The sequence below is a fragment of the Actinokineospora terrae genome, from assembly GCF_900111175.1.
Lineage (GTDB): Bacteria > Actinomycetota > Actinomycetes > Mycobacteriales > Pseudonocardiaceae > Actinokineospora > Actinokineospora terrae.
Window position 1 is genome coordinate 408382 of record NZ_FOGI01000001.1, and the last position, 18839, is coordinate 427220.

Sequence of the window (18839 nt, forward strand, 5' to 3'; positions counted from 1 at the left end):
AGTCGAGCTATGCTCGGACAACCGGTGACGCGAGCCCGCACCGGTTGTCCGAGCCGCAGTCTTGTCCCAGCCGCAGTCCGGTGCGAGCCACAGTCCCTTGTCGACCTGAGTGACGGGTGCCCATGTTCCATTCTCCTGTGAGTGCCACGGCCGATCCCTCGCAAGCCCCCGCCACCTTCGACACCATCGTGGTGGGCAACGGCGGCCTGGGCCTGTCGCTCGGTCTGGTGCTGGCCCGGCGCGGCCAGCGGGTCGCGGTGGTGGGCGAGGCGAGCAGGCCGTTGGCCGCGTCGGTCGCCGCGGGCGCGATGAACGGCTGCTTCGGCGAGGTCACCCCGACCCTCGTGCGCAGTGAGTACGGCAGGCTCAAGCTGGCGATGGACGTGCGGGCCACGTCCCTGTGGGACCAGTGGGCTCAGTCGCTCATCGAGGAGTCCGACGAGACCCGCATCCGCAGCGCCACCGGCACCATCGTCATCCTCAACACCATCGGCGTGCCGGGGATCGACAGCGCCGGGTACGCCGCGATCCGGCAGGCGATGCAGGACTACAAGGAGCCCTACGAGGACCTCGAACCCGAGGACATCGAGTGGCTCGCGCCGGAGCCGAAGTCCCGGCCGCTCAAGGCGATGTTCATCCCCGGCGAGCACGCCGTCGACACCCCCGCGTTGTTGCGCGCCTTGCCCGCTGCGTTCACCAGGGCCGGGGGAGTGCTGGTCGACGCGCATGTGGACCGCGTCGTGCTCGAGGGCGGCCGCACGACCGGTGTGGTGCTGCGCGGCGACGGCAAGGTCCTCTCCGCCGACAACGTCGTGCTCGCCGCGGGTGTCTCGTCGCATGAACTGCTGTCCGCTGTGGACCCCGAGATCCGCGACAAGATCCCGTCGATGGTCGCGGGCGGCGGCGTGTCGCTGCTGGTGCGCACCGAGAACGGCCTGATCCCCGACTCGGTGATCCGCACCCCGAACCGCGCCTTCGCCTGCGGTCTGCACGTGGTCCCGCGCGGCGACGGCGTCATCTACCTCGGCGCCACCAACGAGGTGCTGCCCAAACCCATCTCCACCGCCGCGATCGGCGAGGTCAACCTGCTGCTCAGCGGCATCAGGCAGATGCGGGCCGACTTGGTCAACGGGCACATCCTGAAGATCAACGTCGGCAACCGGCCGATCCCGCTCGACGGCTACCCGCTGCTGGGCCCCGCCGGGGTCGACGGGCTGTGGCTGATGACCGGCACCTACCGCGACGGCCTGCACCAGTCGCCGATGCTGGCCGAGGAGATCGCCGCCCGCGTGCTGGGCGAGCCCCACGACACCGACCTCGACGTGTTCACCCCGGTCCGGCCGCCGTTGCAGTCGATGACCAGGGAAGAGGCGTTGGAGACAGCGGTCACGCACACCATGGCCGTCGGCGTCGAGCACGACTGGCACCTGCCGGAGGACTTCCCGCCGCTGATCGAGGAGCAGTTCCGCCGCTCGTTCCGCCAGGTGCTCGACGAGATGGACCACGACTTCGTCCCGCCGCCGGAGCTGCTGTTCTTCGTGGAGGACGAGATCCACGACGCGCTCCGCCGCTACTACGACGCGCACCGCTAGAGAAGGGGCCGAGACCATGTGGCGCACCCCGGACATCGACCGGACCCCGTTCCCCGCCGGGGGTGACGAGCGCGCGCTGCTGCTGGCGTGGCTCGACCACAAGCGGGAGACCTTCCTGTTCAAGATCTCGGGCCTGACCGAGCAGCAGCTCAAGACCGCCAACGCCGAACCGTCCACCTTGACGCTGCACGGCCTGCTCCGCCACATGGCCGACAACGAACGGTGGATCCGCCGCCTGTTCACCGGTGGACCCGACGACGACTGCTTCTTCACCGACGACAACCCCGACGCCGCGTTCACCGACCTCTCGGGCGCGGATCCCGAGGCGGACTACGGTGTCCTGCTGGCCGAGATGGACCACGTGCGAGCCGCGCTGCCCACTCGGGACCTGGACGAGGCCGTGGTCGACGAGGACGGCGACAAGATGACGCTGCGGGTGGCGGTGTTGCACGTGCTGGAGGAGTACTCCCGGCACACCGGCCACGCCGACCTGATCCGCCAACGACTCGACGGCGCGGTCGGTCACTGACGATTTCCCTTGTGCGCCAAGGAGGGCGGCCCGAATCGGGTCGCCCTCCTTGGCGCTTCACGAGTCTTTGAAGAGAACTTCACAGAGACGTGAGTCTTTCACCGGTTAGGTCGCCATCAGGTCGGGTAGGTCACCCAAGAGCAAGGAGTGCACAGGTCTTCGCCGCGAGCGGACCGGCGGCGGGTGAGGGAGGCGGGATGTTAGGCAGGCGCGGATTCCTGGGGGCGGCGGCCTCAGCGGCGGTGGTGGTGGGGTTCGACCCATCGAGCCGCATGTGGGTCACCGGAGCCGAAGCCGCCCCACCTTCCGCGCCGTCGTTCGACCGCATGCCACCGCTGGACGGTCAGCTGGTGATCGATGACGCCGCGCGTGCGGCCGTGGCGACCGACCTGGGCAACATCGTGCACCGCAAGCCACACGCGGTACTGCGGCCCGGGTCCGCCAAGGACATCGCCACCGTGGTCCGGTTCTGCCGGGAGCACCGCCTCAGCGTCTCGACGCGCGGCCAAGGGCACACCACGCACGGGCAGGGCCTGTCGAACGGTGTGCTCATCGAGAACAAGCACCTCAACCGGGTGCACTCGCTGACCCCGCGCACTGCCGTGGTCGACTCCGGTATCAAGTGGATGGACCTCACGAAGGCCACCTACGCGCAGACTCCCAGGACGACACCGCCCACGCTGACTGCCTACACAGGACTGTCCGTGGGTGGAACCCTGTCCGTGGGCGGGATCGGCGGTCTGGTCGGCGGTCTGAACTCCGGGTTGCAGGTCGACCACGTGCGCGAGCTGGAGGTCGTCACCGGCACCGGGGATGCCGAACGCTGCTCCCGCACGCAGAAGCCGGACCTGTTCGAGGCCGTGCTCGGGGGACTCGGCCAGTGCGGGGTCATCACCAAGGCCACGCTGGACCTGGCCCCCGCCAAGGAGAACGCGCGCACCTACGCCCTGGAGTACGGTGACACCGCCGCGTTCTGCCGGGACCTGCGCACGCTCATCGACCGCCAGGGCGTCGACCACGTCTACGCCGAACTCTTCCCGCCCGGCACCACGGCCACCTACAAGCTCTACGCCACCGCGTTCTTCGACGGCACCCAGCCCGACAACGCCGCCATCACCCGGGGCCTGTCCGCCACTCCGCAGATCACCGACGCGGGCTACCTCGACTACGCCTTCACCATCGACAACGCGATCGACGAGCTGCGCGCGACGATGGGCTGGGACCGGCTCATCAAGCCCTGGTACGACATCTGGCTGCCCGGCTCGACCCTGGAGAACTACCTCGCCGAGGTCGTCCCGACGCTGACCCCGCGCGACATCGGCCCGTACGGCGCCGGACTGATCTACCCGCAGCGCCGCTCCCTCACCACCAGGCCGTTCCCGCGGCTGCCCAAGGCGGACGGTACGCGGTGGGCGTTCGTGCTCGACATCAACACCGTCGCGGAGAAGGCGGGCCCGGACCCGGCGTTCGTCGAGGAGATGCTGGCCCGCAACGCCCGGATGTTCGCCCGCGCCCGCGACGCGCACGGCGCGACCCTGTACCCGATCGGCTCGGTCCCGTTCACCGCGCGGGACTGGCGGCTGCAGTACGGCGACCGGTGGCAGGCGTTCCAGGCGGCCAAGCGGCGCTACGACCCCAGCGGCATCCTCACTCCCGGGCCCGCCATCTTCGGCTGACCGGGGCGCGAACCGGGACCGGTGCCGCACAGTCCGGCTCGGCTGAGCCCGGCACGAAGTCGGGTGAACGAAGACGCACGTGGCGTTCGCGACCGAAAGGGGACACGGTGAACCGACTGGACATCGCGCTCACAGTCAACCACATCGCCATCCAGACCGACGACGTCGAGGCCACTATCGCCTGGTACGCGGAATTCCTCGGCACCAGTGTGGAATGGGAACTCGACGAATTCTCCGACCTGACCCTCTCGCGCCTGCCGGGAATCGGGCGGTTGGCCGAACTGCGCGCCGGGGACGTCCGGCTGCACGTGTTCGACCGGACCGAGCACAGCGGGCACGGCCCGGGGCCGCTCGACCACCAGTTCCAGCACGTCGGCATCGTCGTCGACGACGTCAAGCACCTGGAGACGTTGCGCGAGCGCTGGCTACGCGCCAAGGAGACCACCGACGTCACCTGGCAGCGCGAGGAACCGCCCTCGGACATCGTGATCGACTCCTCCGGGATGAGCAGCCTCTACGTCCTGGACCCCAACGGCCTGGAGTTCGAGTTCCTGCACTTCGCCGAGGCGGACTCGTGACGCACGACCGCAGGCGCCCCCAGGCGTCCACCGACCCCGCGCTCCAGCCGCGGCTGCTGTTCCTCCCCGCGACCGATGGGGACTACGCGGACAGCGACGACACCGCGCACGGTGCGGACCTGGACCACTTACCCGACTACACGCTGTTCGGCACACGCCCGGTCGAGGCGCGGCGGGTGTTCTGGTACCGCTGGCTCGCGGGCCACCAGATCTCCTTCGCGCTGTGGCGGGCGATGAGCGATGTCGTGAGCCGCCGCGGCGACGACCTGCCCTCGGAGCGCGAACTCGAGGTGCTGACGTCCTGCATCGACGGCTACAGCGCCATGCTCCTGTACTCCGCCACCGTGCCCCGCGACCACTACCACGCCAACATCCGCACCAGGATGGCGTTGCAGCACCCGTCGTTCAGCGGCGCGTGGGCCCCGGACTACAAGCCGATCCGGCTGCTGTTCCGCGGCCGGTTCGACTGGCAGGACGACCCGTCGTGCCGGGAGCTGGACGAGGCGGTGGCCCGCAACCGCCGCACCCACGACTTCATCGCCGACCACCTCGTCCCCGATGGCCGCTCGCTGCTGCAGAAGTCCGCCGGGACCGTGCGCCAGGGCGTCTCGCGGGACAAGGAAGACCTCTACGACAACTTCTTCCTGACCATCCGCCGCCCGGTCGGCCACGCGGAACTGGTCACCCAGCTCGACGACCGCGTCGCGGAGCTCGCCGAGGACCTGGCGCACCACGGCCTGTACCCGGAGGTCGACGGCAGGCACCACCCGGTGGTCACCGGTCGGCCGGACCCGGCGCTGCGGCCGCTGGTCGCCGAGATGCCCGCCACGCTGCGCCGCGCGGCGCACCTCGTCGCCGGGATGCGCTACGCGGGAGCCCGATCATGACCGCGGTTCATGTGGGTGCCATGAGGTTCGGCGTGGTCGTGCTGCCCGAGCACGAGTGGAAGGTCGCCGAGCAGCGCTGGCGCACCGCCGACCAGCTGGGCTTCCACCACGCCTGGACCTACGACCACCTGATGTGGCGCTGGTTCGCCGACCGCCGCTGGTACGGCGCGATCCCGACCCTCACCGCGGCCGCGACGGCCACCGACACCATCGGCCTCGGCCTGCTCGTGGCCACCCCGAACTTCCGCCACCCGGCCGCGCTGGCCAAGGACCTGGTCACCGTGGACGACGTCGCCAACGGCAGGCTCGTCTGCGGTCTGGGCGCGGGTGCTCCCGGGCACGACGCGAGCCTGCTCGGCCAGCCGCCGCTGGACCCGCGCACGCGCGCCGACCGTTTCACCGCCTTCGTCGACGTCCTGGACCGGCTACTGGTCCAAGGTGACGTGGACGAGTCCTCCGACTGGTACACCACGGCGAACGCCACGTTCCACCCCCGCGCGGGCCAGGGCGAGCGCCTGCCGTTCGCGGTGGCCGCCGCCGGGCCGAAGGGCATGGACCTGGCCGCGCGGTTCGGCCGCTACTGGGTCACCTCCGGGCCGCCGAACGACTTCGACCCCAAGCCGCTGCGCGAGATCATGCCGGTGCTCAAGCGCCAGCAGGCCGCCGTCGACGCCGCGTGCGAGCGGGCGGACCGGGACCCGGCTTCCCTGCGCAGGCTGCTGCTGGCCGACGCGGCCGTGGGTGGCGTGACCTCGTCGGTCGCCGCGTACGAGGACGCCGCCGGTGACCTGGCCGACGCGGGTTTCACCGACCTGGTCGTGCACTGGCCACGCCCGGACCAGCCGTACCGGGGCGACGAGCAGGTCGTCGTCGACTTCGCCGAGAAGCACCTGGCAGGTGTGGCATGCGCGTGACCGAGACCCGAGTGACCACAGTGGACCTGTTCGGCGCCGCGCCCGGCCGGGGCAGCGCCCTCGACGTCCTGTTCCCCGGCGACCCGGACGAGGCCGCCCAGCACGCACGCGAGTCGCGGGCCGACGAGACCGTGCTGGTCAACCTCTGTGACAGGGCCGAGCGGACCTTCGCCTCGCAGGTGTTCAACGCCAGCGGCGAGACGCCGTTCGCCGCGCACTCCCTCGCGGGCACCGCCGCGCACCTGGTCAGCGCGGGCAGGCTCGCGCCGGGCTCGGTGGGCCGGATCTCCGACGCCGGGTGCCAGTGGCTGTGGACCGACGGCCGCGAGGTTCGCGTGCCGTTCGACGGTCCCGCGGTGCACGAGGAGATCACCGGCGAGGTGTTCGAGCCCTACGGCGGCACCGCGATCACGGCCGGGGTCGGCAGGGCGTTCACCTTCGTCCAGGTCGAGCGGGACCCGCGGGAGTCGCCCGCCCCCGACCTGGACCTGATGTGGGCGAACAAGCGCACCGACCTCACGCTGTTCCGCTGGGACCGCGAGCGCGGCGAGGTGCTGGCCAGGGTGTTCGCCCCCGGGTTCGGCATCCCGGAGGACGCCGGGTGCCTGCCCGTCGCCGCGGCGCTGGGTGTGCTGGCCGTGGCGCTCGACGCCGAGCAGCAGGGCGCGCCGGTGATGGTCCGCCAGGTGACCGAGCGCGGCACGGAGTCCGTGTTCACCTGCGTCAGCGTGGTCGACGACAGCACCGCGACGGTGAACGTGATCGGCCGGGTCTGGGGCGCCGCGGACAGGGGAGGGCAGCGATGACCACGCGACCGGAGATGTGGGGGAGTCGGGGCGCCACCTCGTCGACGCACTGGCTGGCGAGCGCGGCGGGCGCGTCGATGTACGACCACGGCGGCACCGCGTTCGACGCCGCCGTCGCCGCGGGGCTGGTGCTCCAGGTGGTCGAGCCGCACCTCAACGGGCTCGGCGGCGACGTGAGCATCGTCTTCCACGACGCGGCGACCGGCACCACCCGCGCCATCTGCGGCCAGGGCCCGATGCCCGCGACCGCCTCGATCGAGGGCTTCCAGGCACTCGGCCTGGCCACGGTCCCCGGCAGCGGGCTGCTCGCGGCCACCGTCCCGGGCGCGTTCGGCGCGTGGATGCGGCTGCTGGAGGAGCACGGCACCCTGCCGCTGCGGACGGTGCTGGAACCGGCCGTCCACTACGCGACGACCGGTGTGCCGCTGCTGCCCAAGGCGGCCGAGATGATCGCCGCCGTCCAGCCGGTCTTCGCCGAGCACTGGACTGAGTCCGGCCGCGTGTTCCTCGACCGCGACGGCCGCGCACCCCGGGCCGGGCAGCGGTGGCGCAACCCGTACCTCGCCGACACCTACCGGCGGCTGCTGGCCGAGGGCGAGGCCAACGGCCGGACCCGCGAGGGCGTGATCCGCGCGGCCTCCGACGCCTTCTACCGGGGGTTCGTCGCCGAGATCGTCGACGACTACGTCACCGGCAACGCCGTGCTCGACGCCACCGGCGACACCCACGCGGGCCTGCTCACCGGGCAGGACCTGGCGCGCTGGACCGCGGACGAGGAAGCGACGCTGACGCTGGCCTTCGGCGACCGGGTCGTGCACAAGGCGGGCCCGTGGACCCAGGGGCCGGTGTTCCTCCAGCAACTCGCGCTGCTCGACGGCATCGGCTCAACCGACTTCCTGGGCGCGGACTACGTGCACCGGATGACGGAGGTGACCAAGCTGGCCTTCGCCGACCGCGAGGCCTGGTACGGGGACCCCCGCTTCACCGACGACCTCACCCCGTGGCTGCTCGACCCCGACTACAACCGCGCCCGCGCCGCCCTGGTCGGCGACACCGCGTCCCTCGACCTGCGTCCGGGCGTCATCGCGGGTCGTCAGCCCAGGCTGCCGGACCTGCCGCTGGGCGAGCTGGAGCCGACCGACCCGCCGTGGCTGGTGCAACTGCGCGAGGGCATCCCGGTGACCGTGCCGGTGGCGCTCCTCGCGACCCAGACCAGCGGCGACACCTGCTGCGCCACGGCCGCCGACGACAGGGGCAACCTGGTGGCCGCCACCCCCAGCGGTGGATGGCTGAAGAGCTCGCCGGTGCTGCCGGGCCTCGGGTTCCCGCTCGGCACGCGCGGGCAGATGGCCTGGCTGGACGCGGGGCACCCCAACGCGCTGGTCGGCGGCAAGCGGCCGCGCACCACGCTGAGCCCCACGATCGTCGAACGCGGCGGCCGCGGTGAGCTGGCTTTCGGCACCCCCGGCGGCGACCAGCAGGACCAGTGGACGCTCCAGGCGTTCCTCGCGCACACCGCGTTCGGGCTCGGGCTCCAGGAGAGCGTGGAGGCCGCCGCGTTCCACAGCGACCACGTGCCGACCTCGTTCGCCCCCCGCCGCGCGGCGCCCGGGGTGATCACCGTCGAGTCCGGCGTCGGCCGGGACGTGATCACCGCGCTGGAGGCCAGGGGGCACACGGTGAAGGTCGTGCCGGACCAGACCTTGGGCAAGGTGTGTTTCTCCGCCGTGGGGACCGACGATTCCTGTCGGGCCGCCGCCAGTCCGAATGGAAATCAGGCATACGCGATCACGCGATGATTGTTGACCTCGATCTGACAGTTGTCTGATGGTCGCCGAGAATGGATTCCGGATACCGTCAACGCAAGCCGAGATAGCGGAAGGAGGTTGCCATGTCCGTGCCCGGGGAAGTGAACGGTGGGTTCGCCACCGGTGATCTCATCCACCTCAACGGCAATTCCCTCGGTCCGCCGAGGACGGACCTGCTCGACCGGCTGGGCACCGTCGTGTCCGAGCAGTGGGCGAGGGGGCAGGTGCGGGCGTGGTTCCGCGACGGGTGGCTGGATCTGCCGCGCACCGTGGGCGACAAGCTCTCGCCGCTGCTGGGTGCCGCGCCGGGCCAGGTGGTCGTCGCGGGCGACACGACCTCGACCACGCTGTTCAACGCGCTGGTCGCCGCGTGCAGGCTGCGGGACCGCCCGGTCGTGCTCGTCGAGGGCGACGCCTTCCCGACCGACCTCTACCTCGCCGCGTCCGTGGCGCGCCTGCTCGGCCGTGAACTGGTGGTCGAGTCCCGCGACGGCTTCGACGCCTACCTGGGCGAGCACGGGGACCGGGTCGCGGTCGCGCTGGCCGCGCCGGTCGACTTCCGCACCGGGCGGCGGCGCGACATCGGGTCGACCACCGCGCTGTGCCACGCGGTCGGCGCGCTGTCGGTGTGGGACCTCTGCCACGCCGCCGGTGTCCTGCCCACCAACCTGGACACCAACAACGTCGACCTGGCCATCGGCTGTGGCTACAAGTACCTCGGCGGCGGCCCGGGCGCGCCCGCGTTCCTCTACGTCGCCGAACGCTGGCAGTCCGAAGTGGACTTCCCGCTCGCTGGCTGGCACGGGCACGCGGAGCCGTTCGCCATGACGCCGGACTTCGTCCCGGCCACCGGCATCGACCGTGGGCGCAACGGCACGCCGCCGCTGCTGAGCCTCGTCGCGCTCGACCACGCCTTGGACCCGCTCGTGGCGGTCGGCATCGACGAACTGCACCGGCGCGCCAAGGCGCTCGGAGAGGCCTTCCTGGACGCGTTGCGCCCGGACGTCGAGGTGGTCTCACCGCGCGATCCCGACCAGCGCGGCGGACATCTCGCGCTGCGCGTGCCCGACGCCGACGCCGTCGAACACGGCCTGGCGGAACGGAACGTACTCGTCGATGCCCGGCCACCCGACCTGATCCGCGTGGCGTTCGCGCCGCTGTACGTCACCCCCGAGCACGTGCGACGCGCCGCCGAGGCGATCCATAGCGTGCTCTCGCCGCCGAACTGACGCCGTGGAGGTACCACCATGACCCAGGCGCCGGAATACGTCGCCTATGCCCGCATGGACGAACTGCACGAACTGCAGAACCCGCGCAGTGACGCCCGCGGCGAGCTGAACTTCATCCTGCTCAGCCACGTCAAGGAACTGCTGTTCCGCGCGGTCACCGACGACCTCGACACCGCGCGGGCCGCCCTCGGGCGCGACGATGTCCCCGACGCCTGCCTCGCGCTGGCCCGCGCCGTCCGCACCCAGCGGGTCCTGGTGTCCTGCTGGGAGTCGATGAACGGCATGTCGGCCGACGAGTTCGTGGCGTTCCGGCACGTGCTCAACGACGCGTCCGGCGTGCAGTCCTTCGCCTACCGGACGCTGGAGTTCGTGATGGGCAACCGCCCGCGCGACAAGGTCGAAGCGACCTATGTGGATGGACACCCGCTGCTGCGCGCCGAACTGGCCAAGCCCTCGCTCTACGACGCCGCTCTGGCGCACCTGGCCAGGCAGGGCTACGCGGTCCCGACCGATTGCCTGGAGGAAACTCCCGCGCGGCAGCATGAACTGAGCGCGGGCGTGGAAGGTGTCTGGTTGGAGGTGTACCGCGACCCGGCCAAGCACCACGCGGCGCACCGGCTGGGCGAGGCGCTGCTGGAGGTCGCCTACCAGTTCTCGCACTGGCGGGCCACGCACCTGCTCGTCGTGGAGCGGATGCTCGGCGGCAAGAACGGCACCGGCGGCAGCGACGGCGCGCCCTGGTTGCGCGCCATCAACGAACACCGGTTCTTTCCCGAGCTGTGGACCTTCCGCACCCAGCTCTGAGCCGGAACTCAAGCGACACCGACCGAACGGGAGGGAAGGATGAGGGAGCTCGGTAGGGAGATGGCGACAGGGGCCCTCCAGGACGCGCGGCGCCTGTGCGACCAAGACCAGGTGTTCACCCTGCACGGCAAGGAGTGGCACCAGCTGGCGGGTGTGGTGGGCAGCGAGTACAACACCTCCACCGGGTTGTTCGCCGAGTGGCTGCCGTACGCGGGCGCGGCGAGCATGCTGGAGATGGGCTGCGGTTGCGGGGTCGCGGCGGTGACCGGGGCGTTGGCGGGCTGCCGCGAGGTGGTCGCGGTCGACATCAACCCGCACGCCGTGGCCAGCACCAAGCTCAACGCCGAGCGCTACGGTGTGGGTGACCGGGTCGACTGCGTGGAAAGCGACCTGTTCGCGGGGCTCGAGCCGGACGCCCGGTTCGACCTGGTGTTCTGGAACTCGCCGTTCATCGACGGCGACACCGAGCGCGCGGACGGCGACTACTTCGCCGACCACTTCTTCGACCCCGGCTACCGGCTGCACGAGCGGTTCCTCACCGAACTGCCCCAGCGGCTCACCGACAGCGGCCGAGCCTTCCTCGGTTTCAGCTCGGCGATGGGCGACGCCGACGAGGTCGCCGCGATCGCCAAGCGCAACGGCATGGACATGCGGCCATTCCGGTCGGAGAGCTTCTCGGTGCCGCGGCAGGAGATGGGCACCGCCGAGGTGTTCCAGCGCGCCGCGGACGAGCGGGGTGAGATCGTCATCGACCTCTCGCTCGTGGAACTGGTCCGATGACCAAGGCGATGACGGACCTGCCGCCGTTCACCGAGCCCCACGTGGCCCCGCGCCAGTGGGACTACCTCCGCGACGCGCTGGAGAACGGCAAGCTCGACGGCAACGGGCCGTACACCGAGCAGGCGGCCGCGGTGGTGCGCAGGGTCACCGCGGCCGCAGAGGTCCTCCTCACGCCCTCGTGCACGCACGCGCTGGAGATGTCGGCCATCGCGCTGGACATCGAACCCGGCGACGAGGTGATCGTCCCCGCGTTCTCCTACGCTCCGACGGCGTGCGCGTTCGCCCTGCGTGGTGCCCATCTGGTCTATGTGGACAGTCACCCGGACACGCTCAACGTCCGCGCCGACCACATCGCCGCCGCGATCACCGAACGCACCAAGGCGATCGTGGTGCTGCACTACGCGGGCGTGCCGTGCGAGATGGACCCGATCATGGCCATCGCTCGCGAGCACGGGCTGGCCGTGGTGGAGGACTCGGCGCAGGCGTTCGGCAGCACCTACCGCGGCCGCCCGACCGGGAGCTTCGGCCGGTTCGCCGCGCTGAGCTTCCACGCCACCAAGAACGTGCACTGCGCCAAGGGCGGCGCGCTGCTGGTCAACGACCAGGCCGACACGGACCGGGCGAAGATCATCCAGGACCGCGGCACCGACCGGCACCACTACTTCCAGGGCCTGGTCAAGGAGTACCAGTGGGTCGAGCTCGGCTCCAGCTCCATGCTCAACGAGCTGCTGGCCGCGCTGTTGGCCGCGCAGTTGGAGACTTTCGACGAGGTCCAGGCCATCCGCGGCCACTGGTGGAACACCTACGACGCGACCCTGCCCGGCTGGGCCCGCGAGCACGGGGTGGCGACGCCGCACATCCCGGCGCACACCACCCACTCCGCGCACCTGTACCACCTGGTACTGCCCACAGAGGACTCGAAGTCCGCGCTGCTCGACCACCTGGCGGCACAGGGGCTCACGGCCACGGTCCACTACCTGGCCCTGCACGACACGCCCGCCGGACGCCGCTTCGGACAGCCCGGCCCGGGTGGGTGCGCTGTCGCGGAAACGCTGCCGCGCAGGCTGATCCGCCTGCCGATGCACGCGGGCATGGCGGCCGACTACCAGCGCCGGGTCATCGACGCGGTCATCGACTTCCGGCCATGACCGCACCAGCACCACCGAACTGACCGCTGAACGGAAACGGAGAGACGATGCAGCACACCCGTGTGACACCGGTCCGATCCTGCCGGGTCTGCGGTGCCGACGACTGGCACACGTTCCTCGAACTCGGCCGGGTCCCGCTGGCGAACTCGTTCGTCACCGACGAGTCCGTCCCCGAGGAGATCTTCCCGCTGGCCCTGATGTCCTGCCGCGAGTGCAGGCTGATGTCGCTGACCCACGTGGTCGACGAGCACGACCTCTACGACCACTACTTCTACGTCAGCTCCCCGTCGCGGCTGATCCACCGGCACATGGAGGGCCTGGCCAAGCACTACCGCGGCGCGCTCGACCTCGGGCCCGAGTCGCTGGTCGTGGAGATCGGCAGCAACAACGGCGACCAGCTGGCGAAGTTCCAGCAGCACGGCTGCCAGGTGCTGGGCATCGATCCGGCGCAGAACATCACCGCGCAGGCCCGCGACCGGGGCGTGGACACCCGCACCGACTTCTTCACCGCCGAGGTCGCCAAGACCGTGCGCGGCGACCGGGGCCGTGCCGACCTGATCATGGCCAGGCACGTGATCGCGCACATCGACGACCTGCACGACCTGGTCGCGGGCGTGCGGGAACTGCTGGCGCCGGACGGGTTCTTCGCGCTGGAGGTGCCCTACCTGGTGGAGCTGATCAACCGGCGCGCCTTCGACACCGTCTACCACGAGCACCTGTCGTACTTCCTGGTCGGCACGCTCAAGCGGCTGTTCCAGGAGTTCGACATGCGGGTGGTCGACGTCGCCGAGTTCGACGTGCACGGCGGCTCCATCGTGGTCACCGTCGCGCACGACAGCTCGCGGCACCCGACCAACCCCGACACGGTCGACGCGCGGATCAAGGCCGAGGAGCAGGCGGGTCTCTACCGCGACGACGCCTACGACGGGTTCGCCGACATCGTCGACAACCTGCGGGCCGCGCTGCGCGCAGGCATGCTCGACCTGCGCGGCGAGGGCCTGCGGATGGCCGGGTACGGCGCCTCCGCCAAGGGCGTCACGCTGCTGACCACCAGCCAGGTCCCGCCCGGCTCGCTCGAGTTCTGCAGCGACACCACCCCGGAGAAGCAGGGCACGCTCATCCCCGGCCTCGGCATCCCGGTCGTCTCACCCGAGCAGGCCCGCGCGCAGGAGCCGGACGTGTACGTGCTGCTGGCCTGGAACTACCGCGACGAGATCCTGGCCAAGGAAGCCGACTTCCTGGAGCGCGGCGGCCGGTTCTTCGTCCCCATCCCGCAGCCGCGGCTGGTCGGCGCCGAGGAGCTCGCCGCGTCGGCGGGCGCGGTGACGACGGGGGCCCGCCGATGAGCCAGCAGACCATCGCCGCCGCGGTGGAGCCGAAGGCCGATCTCGGACCGCTGGTGCCGGTGCTGTTCGGGTTCTCCGCCTTCCAGCAGCTGCGCGCGGCCTCGGAGCTCCAGCTGTTCGAGTACCTGACGCTCAACGGCCCGTCGACCGTCGAGCAGGTCGCCGACGGCTTACGCCTGCCGGTGAAGTCGGCGCGCAAGCTGCTGCTCGGCACCACCTCGCTCGGCCTCACCGACCGCGGGGTCGATGGTTACGTCCCCGCCGGGCCGCTGCGCGAGGCGCTGGAGGACGGCACCTGGCCGTTGATCCGCAACATCATCGACTTCCAGCAGCGGCTGTCGTACCTGCCCGCCAAGGAGTACGCGGAGTCGCTGCGCACCGGCAAGAACGAGGGCATCCGGCACCTGCCCGGCACCGGCGCCGACATGTACACCCGCCTCGAGCAGACCCCGGAGCTGGAGAACCTGTTCTTCCGGGGGATGAACTCCTGGTCGGAGCTGTCGAACCCGGTGCTGCTGCGCCAGGTCGACTACCGCGGTGTCGGGCGCCTGCTCGACGTCGGCGGCGGTGACGCGGTCAACGCGATCGCGCTGGCCACCGCGCACCCGCACCTGCGGATCACCGTGTTCGACCTGGAGGGCGCCGTCGAGGTGGCCAGGGACAACATCGCCGCGGCCGGGCTCGAGGACCGGGTCGACGTGGTCGTCGGCGACATGTTCGGCGGGGAGCTGCCCGGCGGGTACGACATGGTGCTGTTCGCCCACCAGTTCGTCATCTGGTCGCCGGAGCAGAACCAGGCGCTGCTCAAGCGGGCGCACGACGCGCTGCCGCCCGGCGGCCAGGTCGCGGTGTTCAACGCCTTCGCCGACGACGACGGCCGTGGCCCGCTCTACTCCGCGCTCGACAACGTCTACTTCGCGACGCTGCCCTCGGTGGATTCGACCATCTACGAGTGGCGCGAGCACGAGGAGTGGTTCACCGGCGCCGGGTTCGCCGACATCACCCGGGTCAGGGGCAACAGCTGGACCCCGCACGGCGTGCTCCTGGGGACCAAGAGCCATGGCTAGTGCCTTGCTGGACCGTGAGTACTCCCCGAGCTCGGTAGCCCGCGACCCGGAGGGGTCGTTGCGGCACTACCGGGCACGGGGGGACGCGGCACGTTCCCGACTCGTAGTGCACGAGGCCGTGCCTTACGGCGCCGACCCGGGCGAGCGGTGCCACGTGTTCCCGGCTGGCCCAGAGGCGCTCGTGTTCGTGCACGGCGGCCACTGGCAGGAGTCCGGCATCGACGACGCCTGCTTCGCCGCCGAGGACACCGTGGCCCAGGGCCTGGCGTACGTCGCGGTCGGCTACGGGCTCGCCCCGGCGCGGACCGTACCCGAGATGATCACCTCGGTGGCGCGGGCGCTGCGCTGGCTGGTGGAGACCGGGCCGCGGTACGGCATCGACCCGGCCCGGCTGCACGTCGCAGGCAGCAGCGCGGGCGCCCACCTGCTCGCCGCCGCCCTCACCCGCCCGAGCACACCCCGGGTCCGCACCGCATGCCTGGTCAGCGGCCTCTACGACCTGACCGAGATCCCCCACACCTACGTCAACGACGCCGTGGGCCTCACCCAGGAACAGGCCGAGGCCCACAGCCCCCTCACAATGCCCGCCCCCCGCTGCGACTCGATCCTGCTCGCAGTCGGCCAACACGAGACCGGCAGCTACCTACGCCAACACGCCACCTACGCGGCACACCTCACCGCCCTCGGAGTCCCGGTCACCGCACGAATCGTGCCCGACCGGGATCACTTCGACCTGCCGTTGGACTTGGCCGACCCGTCCACCGCTTTCGGTCGGGTCGCCGCGCGGCACCGAGCCGCTCGGACACAGGAGGGGAGGTGAGTTCGTCCCGATGAAGTGCCTGATCACCGCCATGCCAGTGCTGCCGCACCCGCGCGCGCTCGGGGCCCCGGTCACCGCACGGATCGCGCCCGACCGGCATCGCTTCGACTCGCCGTTGGACTTGGCCGACTCGTCGACCGCGTTCGGCCGGGTCGCTGCGCGGCACCGGGTCGCTCGGGCACAGGAGGGAAAGTGTTCAGCCCGATGAAGGACCTGATCACCGCCATGCCAGTGCTGTCACACCCGGGCGCGCTCAGGGTCTCGGTGATCACGCGAATTGTGCCTGATCGGGATCGCTTCGACTTGCCGCTGGACCTGGCCGACTTGTCGACCGCTTTCGGTTGCGTGTCATGCGGTATCTCGCCGCTCGGACACAGGAAGGGGAGGTGAGTTCGTCTCGACGAAGTACCTGATCACCGCAGGGCCGGTGTTGTCGCACCTCGGCGCGCTCGAGGCGCCGAACACCGCGCCGATTGTGCCTGGTCGGGAGCGCTCCGACCTGCCACTGGACCTGGCCGACCCGTCCACCGCTTTCGGTCGGGTCGCCGCGCGGCACCGGGCCGCTCGGACACCGTGAGGAACCCGGACACAGAAAGGAACGGCGAGCTCGACACCATGAGGTACCTGATCACTTCCATGCCGGTCCTGTCGCACCTGTTGCCGTTGGTGCCGTTGGCCCAGCAGCTCGTGCTCGACGGCCATGATGTGCTTGTCGCGACCAGTGGGGCTGCTGCCGACGCGGCCCGACGCGCGGGGCTCACCACGGTGGACGCTGGTGGGTCCCGTGACGCGCGGGCGCCGTATGACCGGTTGCTCGACATCATCGAGAGTGGCAATGCCGGGCATGGGCCGGTCGACGAGGACTCGCTCACGTTGCACGGCGAGTACTTCGGTGAGGTCGGGCTGCGCATGCTCGACGACCTGCTCGACATCGGCCGGGCGTGGGGCGCCGACGCTATCGTCTACCCGGGGATCCACTCCGCCGCGCTCGTCGCCGCCCACCAGCTCGGGGCGGTCGGCGTCCTGCACGGCTACGGCTCGCCGTTGCCGACCTTCGAGCCCGCGCTGGCGCACATCCTCGCCTCCCGCCCCGACCTGCCGGACCGGGTCCCCGAGGCGGCGGTCGAGATCGACGTGCTGCCGCCGTCGCTGCCCAACAACGCCGAGCTGCCCTGGACCAACGGCGTCCCCGAGCACCGGCTGACCATGCGGTACGGGTCGTTCAACGGCGCCGCCGACGTGCCGCGCTGGCTGCTGGGTGAGCGCGCGGTGCCCAGGATCGTGCTGACCTGCGGGTCCGCCGAGGCCCAGTCCCGGCGCGGCGCGACCTACCGGACGATCATCGAGGCGCTCGGGGGCACCCCGTGCGAGGCGGTGATCCTCGCGGGCAGCGCCCAGCTCGACCTGCTGCCCGACCCGCTGCCGTCGTGGGTGCGGCTGGAGCGGTGGCTGCCGCTGAAGTTCACCCTCGACCACTCGGACACGATCGTGCACCACGCGGGCTCCGGCACGGTGCTGACCGCGTTCGACTCCGGCCTGACCCAGGTGGGCATCCCGATGCCGGGCACGGTCAGCGTCGGCAACGCCCAGTCCATGGCCGCCTCCGGCGCGGGCACCATGCTCGACCTGAACGCCCTCGACTCCGACGAGCTCGCCAAGGCCGTGGTGACCGCCCTGACCTCGCCGGAGCAGCGCGCGGCGGCACTGGCGGTACAGCGCGAGATGCACGACATGCCGTCCGTGCGGGAGGTCGCCACCAGGGTCACCGCGATCGTCACCGAGCAGGCAGCGAAGGTCGGGGGGCGGCGATGAGAGCCGCGGTCGTCGGCGGCGGTCCCGCCGGGCTGATGACCGCGCTGCTGCTCGCCCGGCGCGGCGTGGCGCGGGAAGTGGTCGTGTGGGAACGCGACCGTGAGGAGAACGCCGGGTTCGGCGTCATCCTGCCCCCGGAGGCCACCGAACTGCTGCGCCGCGCGGCACCGCACCTGGCCGATGAGTTCGCCGAGCACGTGGTGCGGTGGCAGACCACGACCGTCGAACGCGAAGGCGACTCGTGGACCACTTCCGCCACACCGGACCTGGCCGCGATCGCGCGCGCCACGCTCAACCGGTTGCTGTGGCAGGAATGCGCGTCAGCGGGGGTGATCCTGCGGGAACGAGTGGCGCCGCGACTGTCCGCGTTGGCCACGTCCTACGACCTGGTGGTCTGCGCGGACGGCGCGGGATCCCTGGCCGACCAGGCCGGGTTCGAGGTGTCGCTGGAGCAGGTCGGTCCCCGCTACGCCTGGCTGGGGCTCGACGACGCCGTGGACGGGTTGACGTTCCTGACCCGGCCGGTCGCGGACGGCCTGTTCATGGCCCACGCCTACCCGTACAGCGCCACCGCGAGCACGTTCCTGCTGGAAGGCCCGCGCGCCATCGACCCCGACGACATCCGCGCGCTGTTCGGCGTGCGGGTCAGCACCGGCACCGGTGACGACACCTACCAGTGGCGCACCTTCCGCGAGCGAACCGTGCGGCCGTGGGCGCTGGGCAATATCGTGGTCGTCGGAGATGCCGCGCACACCACGCACTACTCGATCGGCCACGGGACCTACCTCGCGTTCGCGGACGCGGAGGCGTTGGTGGACGCCGTGGCGGGCGCGGACACGGCGGCCGGGGCGCTGCGGGACTACGAGGCGCTGCGGCGTCCGGTGGTGGAACAGGCCCAGGGGTTGGGCCGGGCGAGTGCCGAGTGGTTCACCCGGGCGGTGGACGAGCTCGACCGACCTCTGAGCCGGTTCGCCGCTAGCCTGCTGACGCGGGGCGGCCGCCTGGTGCGTGCTCACGAGCCGTAAGCCGCCAAGCGCCGCCGA

The 18839-nt window shown here is 71.2% G+C and carries 17 protein-coding genes; all 17 read left to right on the forward strand.

All coding sequences use genetic code 11. The annotated features are described in order from the left end of the window. Positions 1–137: 137 nt before the first annotated feature. The 17 genes from BMY07_RS01685 (at position 138) to BMY07_RS01775 (ending at position 18821) form a co-directional block, all read left to right on the forward strand. Positions 138–1592 (forward strand): NAD(P)/FAD-dependent oxidoreductase, encoded by a 1455-nt coding sequence (locus tag BMY07_RS01685; RefSeq protein WP_218150560.1) that lies wholly within the window; start codon positions 138–140, stop codon positions 1590–1592. 16 nt (positions 1593–1608) lie between these two features. Then, the gene (locus BMY07_RS01690; protein ID WP_092774592.1) at positions 1609–2121 is read left to right on the forward strand and encodes a mycothiol transferase; all 513 of its coding nucleotides are present in this window, start codon (positions 1609–1611) and stop codon (positions 2119–2121) included. A 197-nt stretch (positions 2122–2318) separates the two neighbouring features. Next, positions 2319–3797, forward strand: coding sequence for an FAD-binding protein (locus BMY07_RS01695; protein WP_245782130.1), 1479 nt, complete (start codon positions 2319–2321; stop codon positions 3795–3797). Between the two features lie 107 nt (positions 3798–3904). Beyond that, positions 3905–4375, forward strand: a complete 471-nt coding sequence (locus BMY07_RS01700; protein WP_092774593.1) for a VOC family protein — start codon at positions 3905–3907, stop codon at positions 4373–4375. Beyond that, positions 4372–5262 carry an L-tyrosine 3-hydroxylase gene (locus BMY07_RS01705; RefSeq protein WP_092774594.1) on the forward strand — a complete coding sequence of 297 codons (891 nt, stop codon included), beginning with the start codon at positions 4372–4374 and terminating at the stop codon, positions 5260–5262. The genes BMY07_RS01700 and BMY07_RS01705 overlap by 4 nt, the downstream gene beginning before the upstream one ends. Continuing rightward, positions 5259–6176 (forward strand): LLM class flavin-dependent oxidoreductase, encoded by a 918-nt coding sequence (locus BMY07_RS01710; RefSeq protein WP_245782131.1) that lies wholly within the window; start codon positions 5259–5261, stop codon positions 6174–6176. The genes BMY07_RS01705 and BMY07_RS01710 overlap by 4 nt, the downstream gene beginning before the upstream one ends. Then, positions 6173–6982 (forward strand): phenazine biosynthesis protein PhzF, encoded by an 810-nt coding sequence (locus tag BMY07_RS01715; protein ID WP_245782132.1) that lies wholly within the window; start codon positions 6173–6175, stop codon positions 6980–6982. Before BMY07_RS01710 ends, BMY07_RS01715 begins: the two co-directional genes overlap by 4 nt. Next, on the forward strand, positions 6979–8781 hold the full coding sequence (locus BMY07_RS01720) for a gamma-glutamyltransferase family protein (protein ID WP_092774596.1): 1803 nt from the start codon (positions 6979–6981) through the stop codon (positions 8779–8781). The genes BMY07_RS01715 and BMY07_RS01720 overlap by 4 nt, the downstream gene beginning before the upstream one ends. A gap of 92 nt (positions 8782–8873) precedes the next feature. Further along, on the forward strand, positions 8874–10019 hold the full coding sequence (locus BMY07_RS01725; protein ID WP_092774597.1) for an aminotransferase class V-fold PLP-dependent enzyme: 1146 nt from the start codon (positions 8874–8876) through the stop codon (positions 10017–10019). A gap of 18 nt (positions 10020–10037) precedes the next feature. Further along, positions 10038–10823: a tryptophan 2,3-dioxygenase gene (locus tag BMY07_RS01730; RefSeq protein WP_092774598.1), complete on the forward strand. Its 786-nt coding sequence runs from the start codon at positions 10038–10040 to the stop codon at positions 10821–10823. A gap of 39 nt (positions 10824–10862) precedes the next feature. Next, positions 10863–11603: a methyltransferase gene (locus BMY07_RS01735; RefSeq protein ID WP_092774599.1), complete on the forward strand. Its 741-nt coding sequence runs from the start codon at positions 10863–10865 to the stop codon at positions 11601–11603. Next, positions 11600–12751 (forward strand): dTDP-4-amino-4,6-dideoxygalactose transaminase, encoded by a 1152-nt coding sequence (gene rffA, locus BMY07_RS01740; RefSeq protein WP_092774600.1) that lies wholly within the window; start codon positions 11600–11602, stop codon positions 12749–12751. The genes BMY07_RS01735 and rffA overlap by 4 nt, the downstream gene beginning before the upstream one ends. Positions 12752–12798: 47 nt before the next feature. Then, positions 12799–14097, forward strand: a complete 1299-nt coding sequence (locus BMY07_RS01745) for a class I SAM-dependent methyltransferase (RefSeq protein ID WP_092774601.1) — start codon at positions 12799–12801, stop codon at positions 14095–14097. Continuing rightward, positions 14094–15164: a methyltransferase gene (locus BMY07_RS01750; RefSeq protein ID WP_092774602.1), complete on the forward strand. Its 1071-nt coding sequence runs from the start codon at positions 14094–14096 to the stop codon at positions 15162–15164. Before BMY07_RS01745 ends, BMY07_RS01750 begins: the two co-directional genes overlap by 4 nt. Then, on the forward strand, positions 15157–15984 hold the full coding sequence (locus BMY07_RS01755) for an alpha/beta hydrolase (RefSeq protein WP_092774603.1): 828 nt from the start codon (positions 15157–15159) through the stop codon (positions 15982–15984). The genes BMY07_RS01750 and BMY07_RS01755 overlap by 8 nt, the downstream gene beginning before the upstream one ends. Positions 15985–16599: 615 nt before the next feature. Beyond that, entirely contained in the window at positions 16600–17796 is a 1197-nt protein-coding gene (locus BMY07_RS01770) for a glycosyltransferase (RefSeq protein ID WP_092774606.1), read from the forward strand. Continuing rightward, the gene (locus BMY07_RS01775; protein ID WP_092774607.1) at positions 17793–18821 is read left to right on the forward strand and encodes an FAD-dependent monooxygenase; all 1029 of its coding nucleotides are present in this window, start codon (positions 17793–17795) and stop codon (positions 18819–18821) included. The genes BMY07_RS01770 and BMY07_RS01775 overlap by 4 nt, the downstream gene beginning before the upstream one ends. Positions 18822–18839 lie beyond the last annotated feature (18 nt).